Origin of the sequence: Bradyrhizobium amphicarpaeae (assembly GCF_002266435.3) — a bacterium.
GTDB classification, from domain to species: domain Bacteria; phylum Pseudomonadota; class Alphaproteobacteria; order Rhizobiales; family Xanthobacteraceae; genus Bradyrhizobium; species Bradyrhizobium amphicarpaeae.
Genome location: NZ_CP029426.2, coordinates 3,525,496 through 3,537,782 on the forward strand (window position 1 = coordinate 3,525,496; position 12,287 = coordinate 3,537,782).

A 12,287-nucleotide genomic window follows, 5' to 3' on the forward strand; every position below is an offset into this window, starting at 1 on the left:
AGCGCGGGAGCCACGGTTCGACGACGATGATGCCGGACGATTGCTGCTTCCCCGACGCGCACGTGAGCGGGAGGATCAGAACGCTGCTGATCCTCGTCGTGCCGTTGCTCTATCTGGCGGCGACGCTGCTCTATTCGGCCGACCAGGCCGTCTGGGGCGTCCAGGTCGATCCGGAATCGGCGTACACCATGAACGGGCTGGTGGCGGCGGCAGGATACGGCTCACTGAAATTCGATCATCCGGGAACGACGACGACGCTGCTCGTCGAACTGATCGTCAGGGGCTGGGCCCTGTTCGCCGGGCCTAAGGATATCGTCGCGTTCGGGCTCGAACATTACGATGCGATCACATCGGCGGCGCGCGCCGGCGAGGCGCTGCTGCTCACGGCCGCGCTGCTGGCCGGCGGGATCATCGTCGGCCGGGCGACGCACAGCGCGATCGCTGCGATGCTGTTTCAGGCCGGCGCGTTCGTGCACGCGGACACGTTTCACTTCCAGATGGTTGTTGCGCCGGAAAGCCTGATGGCCGCGATCGCGCTGTTCGGCATGGCGATCGTGATCAAGGCCGCGCTCGATGCGCATCCGCCGTCGACGGGGCTCGGCGTCGTCTGCGGGGTCATCTTCGCGCTCGGGTTCGCGACGAAATATCTCTATCTGCCGCAGGCGCTGTTCGCCGTATGCCTGCTTGGAAACAGGCGCGCCTTCGTCGCCGCCACGGTCACCGGGGCGATCGGCTTCGTTGGCTTCAGCCTGATCTTCAATCCGGGAACGATCACGCGCGGGTTCGGATGGCTCGTGCAAATCGCCACCCACAAGGGAAATTACGGCGAGGGCGAGCCCGGCTTCATTGATTTCGGAACGTTCTGGTCGAACATGGCCGAGATCATCAAGGCGGCGCCGCTCGTGTTCGGCGTGTATGTCGCAGCGGCGGCCGCGGCGCTGGCCTGGTGCATCAAGAGCAGGAACTGGCGCGATCCGGTCAGCCTGACGCTCGGTGCCGCCGTCCTCATCCATGCAGCACATCTCGTGGCAACGTCGAAGCATTATGCGCTGCATTACATGATGGTGCCGTGGGTCCTGACCGGAGGCGTGCTGGTCCTGATCGTGGTGCAGGTCAGGCGGCTGCTCCCCGCCGTCCCTCCGGCCGCGCTGAGCCTGCTTGCCGGCAGCCTGTGTGCCGCCATGAGCGCGATGACGCTGATCGACGCCCGCGCCGCAGCGCTGCAGGCGTCTCAGTCGAACGCGATCGGGGCCCGGCTTTCGAAGGCCGTGGTCGCGGCGGGTCCGGCCTGCGCCAACGTCTCCGGCATGTTCGTGCGCGCGCCGGAGAACGACATGAACCACGGCTGGGACATGACGCTGCAGCTCTGGGGCGACCAGGCGATGCGGGACAGGTTTTCCGCGGCCTATGCGAGCGCTTTCAGGGTCCCGCTGCTGGACCACAATGGCTACACGCATGTCCTCAAGCAAAATTTTCGTCCGGACAGCTACGCCAGGCTCGGGGCGGACTATCCCTGCATCATCGTCCGCTCGGCGGTGGTGCTCGATGCCGAAAATTCGATCGGACTGCTGGCGCTCAACCCGGACCATTGCGTGATCGAGGGGATCCACGTCTATACCGTCGGGCTCGCCTGCGCGAAGGTGCGCGGCAGCTTTCTGGAGCAGAGGTGAGGGGAACCCGGGCTGCTGGCGCTCCCTAGCGGAATCGAACCGCTCTCTCCACCGTGAAAGGGTGGCGTCCTAACCGATAGACGAAGGGAGCAAACGCAGGGCCCTGCCGATTTTGCCGACACGACCGCTGCCGGCCGAGTCGGGCCCGGCGGCTTGCAGCGGGCGAACGTATAGTGTCCTTTCTGGCTCCCCGCAAGCCGTCCGGGACCGGTCTTTTGGGACCGGTGGACAGCGCCGGCCCGGGATGATCCTGAGGCGATTTCAACGGTTTCTTAGGGTTCCCTGCGTAGCGCTGGACGAGGAGATATTTGCCAATGCCACCGCCGAAAAAGCGCGCCAGCCGCAAGCTGCTGTCGCAGCAAGCCTGGATCACGCTCGACGGCGGCTTCGCCGCGCGGCAGTGCCTGGTCAAGGACATCTCGGATACCGGCGCCAAGATCACGCTGGACGAGGACGCGAGCCAGCTCCCGGGCATGATCCGGCTCGCCTTCGCACGCGATGCGCGCACCGGGCGGAGCTGCCAGGTGGTCTGGCGCCGCGGCAAATCCGCCGGCATCAAGTTCATCTGATCGCGACCGCAGCCGCCCCAATGGCGCGCGGCACCCGTCCGGGCTAGAACGCCGCCATGCGCGTGCTGCTTCCCATCCTGATCCCGTTGCTGGCCGCAAAAGCCGCGGCGACTGAGGCCGTTCGTCTGCCGCCCACGGAGCGGCCGCAGGCCGGCAAGGCGCTTGCCGCTGAAGGGCGCGGGCGGGAAGGCCCAATCAGGCTCCTGCGCCAATTACGGCCCGCGCTTCGTCATGGTCGAGGGCACCGGGACCTGCGTGAAGATCGGCGGCTCGATCAGCGTCGACACCACCGTCAGGCGCTAAAGCCGATGCCCCAGGATCTGCTGCGCCTCGACCTCGTCGTTCCCGTGCTGATGTATTGCGCGCTGCTGTGGTGGGTCGGCCGCGGCCTGAGCTGGACGGCACGGCTGGCGACCGCGGCGGTGACCTTGGTGCTGATCGTCTGCGTGCTGCTGGTCGAGCGGGGCTGGGGCTGAGCCAAAGTAAAAAACGCGAAAACAACCCCATGCACAGTAGCCGTCAAGTGCCGGTTTGGCGCCGGAGCATTGCGCCGAAACGCGGATTCGGCGCGCTCTTGCCGCAGCTTGCACCGCGCTTCCCGCTCATGACATCGGCGGAGCGACATGTTGTGCAAAACCGGGCCGCTTGCCGAGCTCGGCGAGCCAGCGCGTCAGATGCGGCTGCGCCGGCCGGGTGATGCCTTCGACGCCGAGCCAGCGCCGCGCATAGGAGCCGAGCGCGATGTCGGCGAGCGTGAACGCGTCGCCCTCCAGGAAGCGGCGCGAAGACAGCAGGCGGTCGGCGATCGCCCACACCTCGGCGGCGGCATCGGCATCGCGCTGCACCTGGATCATGTCGCGCTCGGCGGGCGCCGTGCGCACGATGCCCCAGAACACCGGGCGATCGACCGGCTGCACCGTCGACAGCGTCCAGTCGAGCCAGCGGTCGACCGAGGCGCGCAGCTTCGGCGCCTCCGGATAAATCGGCGTACCGCCCCCATGCGCGAGGCAGAGATAGCGCATGATCGAGTTGGACTCCCACAGCACGAAATCGCCCTCGACCAGCGTCGGGATCCGCGCATTGGGATTCATCGCGAGATAGTCGGCCTCGCGGGTCCGGCCGTAGCTCATGCCGGCGTCGATGCGCTCATAGGGCAAAGCAAGCTCGGTCAGGCACCACAGCACCTTCTGCACGTTGACCGAATTGGCGCGGCCCCAGATCGTGAGCTTGGTGTCAGGCATGAAGCGTCTCCCCCGCGTTTGTTCGGTGTCGTAGCCCGGATGAGCGCAGCGATATCCGGGATGTCTCGCGCGACCGTCCCGGGTATCGCTGCGCTCACCCGGGCAATGGGTCCTCACCGACGCGGGTGATAGCGGAATTTCGGATGGCCGAGGACGGCGATTGCGGCGCGCCTCTCATGCAAAAAGCTCCGCACGCGGCGGAGCTTTCGTTGCAAGACAGCCTGGTTGAACCCGCCGCTCAGCGGCCGAAGAACAGCCACAGCAGAATGATGACCGGAATCGGCACGCCCAGCATCCACAACAGAATTCCGCGTCCCATGATGTTCTCCTCCAATTGCATTGTCGGAGGGTGAACGCGGGCGGCGAGGGCTTGTTCCAGTGCTTTTGCCTACCAATGGCCGGTATTGGGCATCGACGCCCAAGGCTCCTGCGGCGGCTTCGGATCGCCCTTCTGCAACAGCTCGATCGAGTGCAGATCCGGCGAGCGGACGAAGGCCATGTTGCCGTCGCGCGGCGGGCGGTTGATGGTGACGCCGGCTTTCTGCAGCTTCTCGCAGGTGGCGTAGATGTCGTCGACCTCATAGGCGAGATGGCCGAAGAAGCGGTCCTCGCCATACTTCTCCTCGTCCCAATTCCAGGTGAGCTCGACCAGCGGCGCGCCGCGGCTCGAGGGCTGCTTCTTCAGCGCCTCGAGATCGTCCGACGAGCACAAGAACACCAGTGTGAACCGCCCCTTGTCGTTCTCGATCCGCCGCACCTCCTTCAACCCGAAAGCATCGACATAGAATTTCAGCGCGACATCGAGATTGCGCACGCGCAGCATGGTGTGGAGGTATCGCATTTTCTTATCTCCTTGAGAACGTTTTAGGACTTTGCGACCTTGGTGGTGCTATGGAGCATCAAATAGCAGTAAAATCCGCGGCCGTGCACTACCATACGTGCGGATTACGTGCGGGTCAGAGCCATTTTTGGTCTGATGGCCCGAATGCAGAATCTGGGGCCGGTATTTGGCTCGCACTGCATCACGCTCGAAGCAGCGCTGCCATCTCTTTCCAATGATAGGTTCGCACCTTCTCCGTTTGATGTCGCGCGGCTTTGACGATGGCGTGCGCGATGTCGTTGCCGGCGAGCCCGCGGTACCGGTCGACCGGACCAATGAGCAGCGGATTGAGCGCGCCCCATATCCGAATGATGAGGCGTTCACGCGGGCGGTCCTCCTCGCGCTCGCCGAGGATCATCGAGGGGCGGAAGATATGCGTGTGCTCGAAACCCAGCGCGAGAATGTCCCGCTCCACCTCGCCCTTGGTCCTGAGATAGAACACGCTGGAAGCGGCGTCGGCGCCGACGGCCGTGACCAGAAACACCGACCGCGCGCCGTTTGCCCTGGCGATCTCGGCCGCCAACAGCGGATAATCGTGATCGATCTTATAGTACTCAACCTCGTCGGGCGTGTGCTTGCGCGTCGTCCCCAGCGCGATGAAGATCTCGTCCGCAGCCAATTGCGGCTTGAGCGCGGGCAGGGAAGCTAGATCACCGATCAGCACCGTCAGCTTCGGATGGCTTACCGCCAGCGGCTTGCGGGCCACCGCGACAACCCGGGAATAGTCGGGACTGTCCAGCAAGTCGCGCAGCAAATGCGAGCCGATGAAGCCAGTCGCGCCGAAGACAAGTGCGGTTTTCATTCAAGCCACCGTTTGCGTTGATTGCCCGAGCGTTTGTTGAAAGTCTGGGGAAGTGGCGCCCGAAGGTCTTAGCCGAGGAATGTGCGTAAGCTTGTCGGATGGGCATTTGCGAAACCTATCATATTTCGTCACGCGAACAGGGCCAGTGCCTCGTCGTAGCGGCTCGCGTTTGGTCGACACCGCGATGACCGCCTCATGAACCCAACTGGCGGCGGCGCCGACCAAACGCCATGGCCGCATTCGTTGCAGAACTCCTGTTTGATCTCGTCAGAGCCATCGTTGGTCGCTGGCTGAGAGAGGCTGCGTTCGCCATCTGTGGGTGGCTCGATACGAAGATTCATAGCCGCGTTGCACGCATTTTCGTCGGCCTCCTGCTCGGGGCGGCCGCCTTTTTCCTCATTCCTGCTATCATCGGTGCGCTGGGTCTTTGATGCTCTCCGCGAGAACGAACCTCGTCATCGCATTGGCTGTGGGGGCGCTCATTTCGGCGGTGCTCCTTGTCCTGGAGCCGCTGACCGACTTTGCGTTTCTTTGGCTGGAGTGGCCGGGCATCAGCGCCGCGTATTTTTTTGGGGGAGCGGTCGGAGGATCCACCTCCCTTGGTATCGCCATTTGCTGGGTCGTGAACGCACTGATCTATGGTCTGAGCGCTCTCGTCATCCTCAGCGCCTTCAAGGTGCTGAGGGAAGCATGATGCGCCGGCTCCGACGTGAGTCACCGAAGGCGGATCAGACGAGCGTCACGCCGCCTTCTCCTCACCCTTCGCGATGATCTCGACTTCGAAATAGCCGATGTCGCGGAGCTCGGCGGCCTTCTTCTCGGCCGCTTCCCTGGTGTCTCGTTTCAAGATGATCTGGCCCGCTCCGTCGCGGGCGCAAACGAAATAAGGCATTTTCGATTCCCAATTTCGTTTGCATACACACGGCCGCGGGGTCCCGCAATCGCATGGGTCAGTGCTCCAACCCGGCTTTTTGCCGCATCTTGTCGATCAGCTCGGAAGCCTCGGCCTTGGTCAGGTCGTCCTCGGGCGGGCTCTCCTGGGCCTGCTCGGCGAGGGTCTTGAGATAGGATTCCTGGGCTCCGGTCATCGGGTCGCTGCCGGAAACCCAGTCTTTCGGGTCCTTCTCGGTGTTGTCGGCCATCGCGCATCTCCTTATTTCGGTCTCCGTACAACGTCGGACTCGACACGCCGTTCCGTTTTTGTTCTCATGCTGCCATCTTCAAATCGCGAGGCGGAACAATGCCGGACCTGGACTATGTCAGGCGGGAAATCGAACGGATGCGCATTCAGATCGGCAGGCAGCGCAAGGAGATCCTCCAGCTCCAGCGTGCGGGCATCGGCACGGCCTCGGCCGAGGCGCTGCTGTCGCGGATGGAAGCGAAGGTCGAGACGCTTTGCGCCGAGCGGGACACGCTGAAGGCGGCGCAGCCACGCGCGGCCAAGGGCAGGGTGCTCGGCGGGAGGACATGGTGAGCAGGCGATGGTTCGACGACGAACGAGAGCTGTCGCCTTTCCTGACTGCGCTCGAGGACGTCCGCCGCCGGGCGACGCGGGAAGGGTGGTGCTATGCCCACGTTCAGGCCATCATCGTGGCCATCGACCAGTACGCGGAAGCGGCGACCGGCAACCGTGAGTATTTCCTGAACAAGCCGGTTTCGATTGGTGACAGGCGGAAGGCCGCGGACATTCCGTGAGGGCGCCGGCCCCATGATCCACCGCGACGCGCGTGCCCGAGTTGCGTCGTCGCGTTCCGGTCGTCGGAGTGTCAAGTCCAGCCAGACTGCGATTGCGCGTTCCGAAAATGGAACGTCGATGGCTTGAGAGCTTGTTAACCGACCACCCTCAGGATGCCGCCCAAATTAGAGGAGACGGTGATGTCGGACCTGGAACAAGCGATCCGCGAACGTGCGTATCAGCTCTGGATGGAGAGCGGTGCGGAGCACGGCCACGCCGAACGACATTGGCTCGAAGCGCAGCGCGAAGTTCTCTCGGTCTCGTTGGGCGCCGTCGCGCGGGTCTCGAAGGTGAGCTCCGACAAGAAACCGAAACCGGCAGCTTCGCGAAAGAAGCGTCGCGCCGCCTGATTCGATAAGGCGCCGCAAGCCTCCTGTCGCCGACTCTTCCTTTAGCGCAGACACACGAAAAGCCGCGCCGCTCCGCAAGGGAACGACGCGGCTCTGAAGCCGTCTGTTGCGACGACCTTACTTCATGTTGCTGCGGGTCTTCGTGCCACCCTGGTCGCTGCCGGGGCCGGAGCCGCCCTGGCCGGAGGCGTCTGGCTTCACCATTCCGCCCTTGTTCATGCCGTCATTGCTCATGCCGGTCGTGCCGTGATTCATCGAGCCCTTGTCGGTGTTGGTCATGCCGGGCTTCTGCATGTTGTTGGACTGCGCGGCCGGGCCGGTCTGGGTCTGCGCAAAGGCGGAGCCGGACATCAGACCCAGGGCGGCGGCGGCAATCATGAACTTCTTCATCGCAAACTCCTCATTGGTTGTGGAGGGCCAACAGGAGCGTGGAAGTTATGTTCCTAAATGCGATGCGCGAAAGGAAGTTTTCCTGGGGAAGTTCCAACTTGGGCGCGAAGCGAATGATCACTCGCCATCGCGCCTCGAGTTGTCGTTGAAACGCAATCCCGGCACAAATGCGCTTCGCGTTCGTCGCGAGGGACAACCGCGGCGCGCACTTGCAGGATTGAGCTCAGGCCGCAATCCGTTGTTCGACCGGGGCCGTCAGCAGCTTGAGCGCTTGTGCATGTTGCAGGTCGGGGACTGCGATCGCCGTATGGCTGTAGACCGCGTGCGTCCTCGAGTTTGCAATCGTGTCCAGGATCTGGCTGCCCTTGATGACGTGAAGGCCCATGCCTTCGTCGGTGGGGAAGATTGCCAGCACCACGTCATAGGCCGCGATGACGGCTCTGAGCGCCTCGGCCTTGTCTTCGGCAACGTCGACGAAGACACGAACATCAGCCGCGAGTTCGCGCAGCTCGTGAAAATCCAGCACTGTGGGGTTACTCCAACGCAACGATACTGAATGGAGCTTGGCGGCGTTGGGTTACTGAAGTGTCAACAAGGCGTGCCGGGCCACAGGTTTCACGACGAGGTGACCTCAGGCTTTAGCGCTTCGCTTCTTCCTTGCGAAGCCGCGCCTCGGCGGCCTCGTCGACGAGATTCAAGGCGAGGCCGTCGTAACTCAGTTTGAGCCCACGGCCGACGATCCATGTCCAGCCCTCGCGCTCCCTGATGGCTTCCGCGTTGAACTGGTCGGAGATCGATTTGACGGCAGCGTCCTGTGCCCCCGGATTGTTCAACTCTGCCTTGACGCGCCAGATCGGGTGCCTGGCGTCGGCCTCGTCGCTGTCGACCGAAACCTTGGCGCCGTTGATGTCGCACTCGAAGGTATAGGAGTCGTGGCTTCGGCGGCAGAGATAGCGGCGTTGACTGACGAGCTTGATGGTCTCCTCGAACGTCATCCCGGGCGAGAAGCCGAAGATGTCGGACTTTTTCACCAAAGCGAGGGAGGCAGGCTTCAGGAAGCTGGGCTGGATCGCGACGAGGGCAGCGACGGCAACGACGATCAAGCCTGCGATGACGATAGCGACCTTCATGAACACCCCTCGGGAAACCTTCAGACCATTATAGGCAGACGGGGCGTTGTGCCATGCCCCCAAAAGCGAAAACCCCGCCTGGGGGAAGCGGGGCTTTCTGGTGGGGTGAAGCTTGGGGACTTCAATGATATGACGCGCCGGCCGCCAAATGGTTCAAACGGAAATTGCGTGTCGCTGCGGCATCTTGCACAGGAAGTCGGGAACCCCGCAGAACCCCTGCTTGCGTTTTTGGCCTTGATAGGCTCTAAGCCCGTCACTTCATGACCTCCGGGCATGAATCAGAAGCGCGCCTCCGCGGTCCGGCCGCGTCACAGCAGAGTTATTCGCGCGCACCCTTCAAAGGAATTCAGACATGGCGAAGATGACGAAGACCCAATTGATTGATGCAATTGCCGAGGGCACGCAGCTTTCGAAGAACGACGTGAAGTCGGTGATCGAATACATGGCGACGGTCGGCTACAAGGAGCTCAACGAGTCCGGCGAGTTCGTCATTCCCGGCTTCGCCAAGATGTCGGTCGTGAACAAGCCGGCGACCGAAGCCCGCATGGGCGTCAATCCCTTCACCAAGGAGCCGATGCAGTTTGCCGCCAAGCCCGCCAGCAAGTCGGTGAAGGCTTCGCCGCTGAAGGTCGCCAAGGACGCCGTCTAAGGCGATGTCGTTGCGGCCGGGAGATGCCGCAACGCGAGGACTGAAGACAAGGCGGTGTCCGGCGATCGCGATCCCGGACATCACCACGACGACCGGGACGAACCTCCGAGCCCGCCGCGCCTTTTCAGCCAGACACATCGCTTCGAAAGAAAAACCCCGCGCTTTCGCACGGGGCTCTTCTGGCTGACGACGTTGGGATTTCAGCGCCTGGCCGCCAGCCGTATTCCTAACTTAAAGTTGAAAATCCAAAAGGCAACCGCGCCGCGATGACGCATAGTTCGTCCACCGCGTCGCTGCGATAGCACTGGACGCTGAAATTCCCAGCTTCCATGGGTCCAAGCGGCGTTGAAGAGGTTCAACGCGACATGCCGGGAAAGCGCGCATGGGGCTGGACTTTTTGTTCTTATTTTGTTCTAGTGAGCCACCTTAGGGACCGCTTGGGAGGTGACTCATGACCGTCGAAAAGCAGCGCGAGGTGATCCGGCTCTGGAACGAACTCCGGAAGCTCGAGGGCCCGGCCGCCGAAGAGCTCCGCATCCAGATCCTGGAATGCTTCTCGGAGAAGGGCAGGGCGAAGCAGGCGGCTTGAGGCGCGCCGGCGGACGGCGACGACATCAGGCACACGGCAAGGCGGTCTCGATCGGACCGCTCGCGCTTGATCTGTGGTTGCCGCAGCCGCGACGAGGTTGAGCATTTTGAAGTGCGTCCCGGTTGGGGCGTTGCGGCGCAAGCATTCACCGCTGATGCTCCAGGAACGAACATGTGCCGGCAGCGTTCGGCCTGCATGACATGCCCGCGATACGCCAGGCCGATGATGGCGACGTCCGCCAACAGCTTTCGATGCGAACCCTGCCGCGAGATCGTCATCGTGTTCGCAGTCGTCTCGAAATTCCTGCCGCCGAAAAACGTGCCGACGGCGAGTCTCGTCGCCGAAGGAGTTGCATCGTGCGCTTTCATCGATCGTTAGGAATCGCTTCGCTCTGATTTTTCCGACTCCGATTCGTTCTTCGAGAACGAAATGGAGTCGGATGCAGAACATGTTGCACCTGCCGGCGACGGTGCGGTCGTGCGCATCATAACGAGACAGCGTGATGCTTCGCACAGTCGCGTCCCCGCCTCCTCCGTAAGCCGTAAGGCGAGGGAGAGCGACATGAATGCATGCTGGTTTCTTGCCGAGATCGCGAAAGTGTTCTGGTACGATCGGCACCCGCGCTTGCGGAAAGGCAAGCCGTCGGTGCCGCAAGTGCCGCCACCGGGATCGAAATCTCCCGATGCATCGTCTCCCGACGCGACGTAATCCGATCGTTGCGCGTACGTTTTGTTAATACCTGGTCCGCGCCGATTTCTTCGATTCCGATTCGTTCTTCGCGAACGAAATGGTGTCGAAGCTGGAACAAAGCCGGTCGGCGGAGCACGGCAGGTCTCAGCTTCACGCAAGACCCGTCGCTGCTCGTCGTGACGGAGGCGTCCTTCAATTCCTAACGAGAGTTTGCGCCGAAGCCGCTAACCCTATTCGGTTAGGTTAAAAGCCCAATTGCGTTGCGCCCGGCGCTCGTTGCGGTAGGTGTCTGGCAAGGACAAGCAAGAAACGACTTTTGCCAAGAAGCAATTTTGCCATGACACCTTTTTCAGAGCCGTCCTTTCACCAAGGCGACCGTCACACCTACCGGCGCGTCGCCATCGTCGGCACGCTGTTCTGTCTCGCTTTCGTGCTGATCAGCTTCTCGCTGCGGCCGCAGCTCGATGACACGCGCGTCGCGGTCAAAGCCGACAGGCTGGTGCGCACGGCGGGACAACCCGCGCACGCGAATTAGCTCTCATCGCGATGAATGCGATGGTCGGCCGGTGCCTCCAGGCCCGCGGCACCGCGCGAGGCGAACGCCACGAAGCCGGCATAGCCGGTCAAATTGAGCAGGATATCGAGCCACGCCGGCATGTCGGCCTCTTTCGCTGAGTGAAGACACACCCAACGAACGCGCGCGAAGCCCGTTCCGCTCCGTTGCGAACTCAGAGCGGAGAGGAGGGGTCGAGCCGGCGGCCGAGGGTCGCGACGGATGCGCTCGACGGCTGCTGTTTCAGGAACTCCGCGATCGCCCGCGCCAACTCGCCGTCGCTCATCGGCGTCGGCGGCGGGTGCAGCGTGCCGACGCCGAAGTTGCGAACGATCTCGTCGTAGTGCCGATCGTCGGATCGGGGAACCAGCCTGCGGATACGGGCCAGCAAAGCGGATAACGGCAAACTCTCCTCCTCGGTCGTTCGCCCCGCTGGCAGCAATCATCGACTGCTGCCATCTGCTCCCTTGAAACCGAAAACCCCGCCGGCATCGCGGAGATGCTGACGGGGTCTCGGTGCTGTCACCTCAACCGGATGGCAGAGGCTCCGCACTTGAGACTGCAATCTGCCACTGGCGGTTTCGTTCCGGCTGTATGGAATATTTTTGCTGTGGCCGGTTCCGCACCCTGTGCGCAACCATCGCAGGCGCTCGCCGTTATCTCTGCGAGACGTGAAGGAGAAGAGCATGAAGAAAACACTGGCAGTTCTAGCCACCGTCGCAGCCGTCGGCGTCACTGCGGTCGCGGCTCCTGCGCCTGCCGAGGCGCGCGGGCGCGGCATCGGCCCGGGCCTCGCATTTGGCCTCGCGGCCGGCGCGATCACCGCGGGCGCCGTCGCAGCGTCGCAGCCCTACGGCTACGGTTATGGCCCCCGCTACGGTTATTATGGCGGGCCCGGCTACTACTACGGTCAGGGACCCTACGCCTATTACGGCGGCGGACCGTACTACCGGCACCATCGCCATTGGCGCCATTGGTAGCCACTCCAAACGAAAAGCCCGGAGCGATGCTCCGGGCTTTTTTCATGCGCAGTGATCGG

Annotated in this window: 23 protein-coding genes, 1 tRNA gene and 1 pseudogene; 14 read left to right on the plus strand and 11 right to left on the minus strand. The window is 63.0% G+C overall.

Translation table 11 applies throughout. The features are described from left to right. Window positions 1–62 precede the first annotated feature (62 nt). Window positions 63–1,670 (plus strand): hypothetical protein, encoded by a 1,608-nt coding sequence (locus tag CIT40_RS16280; RefSeq protein ID WP_148667204.1) that lies wholly within the window; start codon window positions 63–65, stop codon window positions 1,668–1,670. 16 nt (window positions 1,671–1,686) lie between these two features. On the opposite strand, the gene CIT40_RS16285 is transcribed toward CIT40_RS16280, so the two are convergent. After that, a tRNA-Glu gene (locus CIT40_RS16285) sits at window positions 1,687–1,761 on the minus strand. A 223-nt stretch (window positions 1,762–1,984) separates the two neighbouring features. Between CIT40_RS16285 and CIT40_RS16290 the strand changes: the two genes are divergently transcribed. The 3 genes and pseudogenes from CIT40_RS16290 (at window position 1,985) to CIT40_RS16300 (ending at window position 2,715) form a co-directional block, all read left to right on the plus strand. Beyond that, window positions 1,985–2,239, plus strand: coding sequence for a PilZ domain-containing protein (locus CIT40_RS16290; protein WP_094896960.1), 255 nt, complete (start codon window positions 1,985–1,987; stop codon window positions 2,237–2,239). 56 nt (window positions 2,240–2,295) lie between these two features. Next, window positions 2,296–2,542: pseudogene (locus CIT40_RS16295) on the plus strand (hypothetical protein). Between the two features lie 5 nt (window positions 2,543–2,547). Continuing rightward, window positions 2,548–2,715 (plus strand): hypothetical protein, encoded by a 168-nt coding sequence (locus CIT40_RS16300; protein WP_094896961.1) that lies wholly within the window; start codon window positions 2,548–2,550, stop codon window positions 2,713–2,715. Between the two features lie 126 nt (window positions 2,716–2,841). On the opposite strand, the gene CIT40_RS16305 is transcribed toward CIT40_RS16300, so the two are convergent. Further along, window positions 2,842–3,480: a glutathione S-transferase family protein gene (locus CIT40_RS16305; RefSeq protein WP_094896962.1), complete on the minus strand. Its 639-nt coding sequence runs from the start codon at window positions 3,478–3,480 to the stop codon at window positions 2,842–2,844. Between the two features lie 143 nt (window positions 3,481–3,623). Between CIT40_RS16305 and CIT40_RS16310 the strand changes: the two genes are divergently transcribed. Continuing rightward, the gene (locus tag CIT40_RS16310; protein WP_162307304.1) at window positions 3,624–3,833 is read left to right on the plus strand and encodes a hypothetical protein; all 210 of its coding nucleotides are present in this window, start codon (window positions 3,624–3,626) and stop codon (window positions 3,831–3,833) included. 35 nt (window positions 3,834–3,868) lie between these two features. Here CIT40_RS16310 and CIT40_RS16315 read toward each other — a convergent pair whose 3' ends face one another. Both CIT40_RS16315 and CIT40_RS16320 read right to left on the minus strand, forming a co-directional pair. Then, window positions 3,869–4,321 carry a VOC family protein gene (locus tag CIT40_RS16315; protein ID WP_094896963.1) on the minus strand — a complete coding sequence of 151 codons (453 nt, stop codon included), beginning with the start codon at window positions 4,319–4,321 and terminating at the stop codon, window positions 3,869–3,871. Between the two features lie 181 nt (window positions 4,322–4,502). Then, window positions 4,503–5,114: a Rossmann-fold NAD(P)-binding domain-containing protein gene (locus CIT40_RS16320; protein ID WP_244611983.1), complete on the minus strand. Its 612-nt coding sequence runs from the start codon at window positions 5,112–5,114 to the stop codon at window positions 4,503–4,505. A 278-nt stretch (window positions 5,115–5,392) separates the two neighbouring features. On the opposite strand from CIT40_RS16320, the gene CIT40_RS16325 reads away from it, so the two are divergent. Both CIT40_RS16325 and CIT40_RS16330 read left to right on the plus strand, forming a co-directional pair. After that, the gene (locus tag CIT40_RS16325) at window positions 5,393–5,593 is read left to right on the plus strand and encodes a hypothetical protein (protein ID WP_094896965.1); all 201 of its coding nucleotides are present in this window, start codon (window positions 5,393–5,395) and stop codon (window positions 5,591–5,593) included. Next, window positions 5,593–5,856 carry a hypothetical protein gene (locus CIT40_RS16330; protein WP_094896966.1) on the plus strand — a complete coding sequence of 88 codons (264 nt, stop codon included), beginning with the start codon at window positions 5,593–5,595 and terminating at the stop codon, window positions 5,854–5,856. Before CIT40_RS16325 ends, CIT40_RS16330 begins: the two co-directional genes overlap by 1 nt. Before the next feature lie 45 nt (window positions 5,857–5,901). Here CIT40_RS16330 and CIT40_RS16335 read toward each other — a convergent pair whose 3' ends face one another. Further along, complete coding sequence (locus CIT40_RS16335; RefSeq protein WP_155525995.1) at window positions 5,902–6,054, minus strand: hypothetical protein; 153 nt, start codon at window positions 6,052–6,054, stop codon at window positions 5,902–5,904. A gap of 58 nt (window positions 6,055–6,112) precedes the next feature. Then, window positions 6,113–6,304, minus strand: coding sequence for a DUF3072 domain-containing protein (locus CIT40_RS16340; RefSeq protein ID WP_094896967.1), 192 nt, complete (start codon window positions 6,302–6,304; stop codon window positions 6,113–6,115). A gap of 98 nt (window positions 6,305–6,402) precedes the next feature. Here CIT40_RS16340 and CIT40_RS16345 point away from each other — a divergent pair, with 98 nt between their 5' ends. The 3 genes from CIT40_RS16345 (at window position 6,403) to CIT40_RS16355 (ending at window position 7,247) form a co-directional block, all read left to right on the plus strand. Next, window positions 6,403–6,636, plus strand: a complete 234-nt coding sequence (locus tag CIT40_RS16345; protein ID WP_094896968.1) for a hypothetical protein — start codon at window positions 6,403–6,405, stop codon at window positions 6,634–6,636. Next, window positions 6,630–6,857, plus strand: a complete 228-nt coding sequence (locus tag CIT40_RS16350) for a hypothetical protein (protein WP_094896969.1) — start codon at window positions 6,630–6,632, stop codon at window positions 6,855–6,857. Before CIT40_RS16345 ends, CIT40_RS16350 begins: the two co-directional genes overlap by 7 nt. A 180-nt stretch (window positions 6,858–7,037) precedes the next feature. Further along, on the plus strand, window positions 7,038–7,247 hold the full coding sequence (locus CIT40_RS16355; RefSeq protein WP_162307516.1) for a DUF2934 domain-containing protein: 210 nt from the start codon (window positions 7,038–7,040) through the stop codon (window positions 7,245–7,247). A gap of 117 nt (window positions 7,248–7,364) precedes the next feature. Here CIT40_RS16355 and CIT40_RS16360 read toward each other — a convergent pair whose 3' ends face one another. From CIT40_RS16360 to CIT40_RS16370, 3 genes are all read right to left on the minus strand, one after another. Continuing rightward, window positions 7,365–7,637 (minus strand): hypothetical protein, encoded by a 273-nt coding sequence (locus tag CIT40_RS16360; RefSeq protein WP_094896971.1) that lies wholly within the window; start codon window positions 7,635–7,637, stop codon window positions 7,365–7,367. A 223-nt stretch (window positions 7,638–7,860) separates the two neighbouring features. Then, window positions 7,861–8,163, minus strand: a complete 303-nt coding sequence (locus CIT40_RS16365) for a hypothetical protein (RefSeq protein ID WP_094896972.1) — start codon at window positions 8,161–8,163, stop codon at window positions 7,861–7,863. 112 nt (window positions 8,164–8,275) lie between these two features. Then, window positions 8,276–8,767 (minus strand): hypothetical protein, encoded by a 492-nt coding sequence (locus tag CIT40_RS16370; RefSeq protein WP_094896973.1) that lies wholly within the window; start codon window positions 8,765–8,767, stop codon window positions 8,276–8,278. Window positions 8,768–9,119: 352 nt separating this feature from the next. Here CIT40_RS16370 and CIT40_RS16375 point away from each other — a divergent pair, with 352 nt between their 5' ends. From CIT40_RS16375 to CIT40_RS16385, 3 genes are all read left to right on the plus strand, one after another. Beyond that, entirely contained in the window at window positions 9,120–9,416 is a 297-nt protein-coding gene (locus CIT40_RS16375; RefSeq protein ID WP_094896974.1) for an HU family DNA-binding protein, read from the plus strand. Window positions 9,417–9,867: 451 nt separating this feature from the next. After that, a complete protein-coding gene (locus tag CIT40_RS16380) occupies window positions 9,868–10,005 on the plus strand; it encodes a hypothetical protein (RefSeq protein ID WP_167443351.1) in 138 nt (45 codons plus the stop codon). A 1,027-nt stretch (window positions 10,006–11,032) separates the two neighbouring features. Further along, a complete protein-coding gene (locus CIT40_RS16385; protein ID WP_094896975.1) occupies window positions 11,033–11,230 on the plus strand; it encodes a hypothetical protein in 198 nt (65 codons plus the stop codon). Here the strand turns inward: CIT40_RS16385 and CIT40_RS16390 are convergent. Both CIT40_RS16390 and CIT40_RS16395 read right to left on the minus strand, forming a co-directional pair. Next, on the minus strand, window positions 11,227–11,352 hold the full coding sequence (locus tag CIT40_RS16390; RefSeq protein WP_283810108.1) for a hypothetical protein: 126 nt from the start codon (window positions 11,350–11,352) through the stop codon (window positions 11,227–11,229). The two genes, CIT40_RS16385 and CIT40_RS16390, sit on opposite strands and share 4 nt — an antisense overlap. 71 nt (window positions 11,353–11,423) lie before the next feature. Further along, window positions 11,424–11,654, minus strand: a complete 231-nt coding sequence (locus CIT40_RS16395; protein ID WP_094896976.1) for a hypothetical protein — start codon at window positions 11,652–11,654, stop codon at window positions 11,424–11,426. Between the two features lie 280 nt (window positions 11,655–11,934). Between CIT40_RS16395 and CIT40_RS16400 the strand changes: the two genes are divergently transcribed. Beyond that, window positions 11,935–12,228, plus strand: a complete 294-nt coding sequence (locus CIT40_RS16400; RefSeq protein WP_094897100.1) for a hypothetical protein — start codon at window positions 11,935–11,937, stop codon at window positions 12,226–12,228. Window positions 12,229–12,287: the final 59 nt, after the last annotated feature.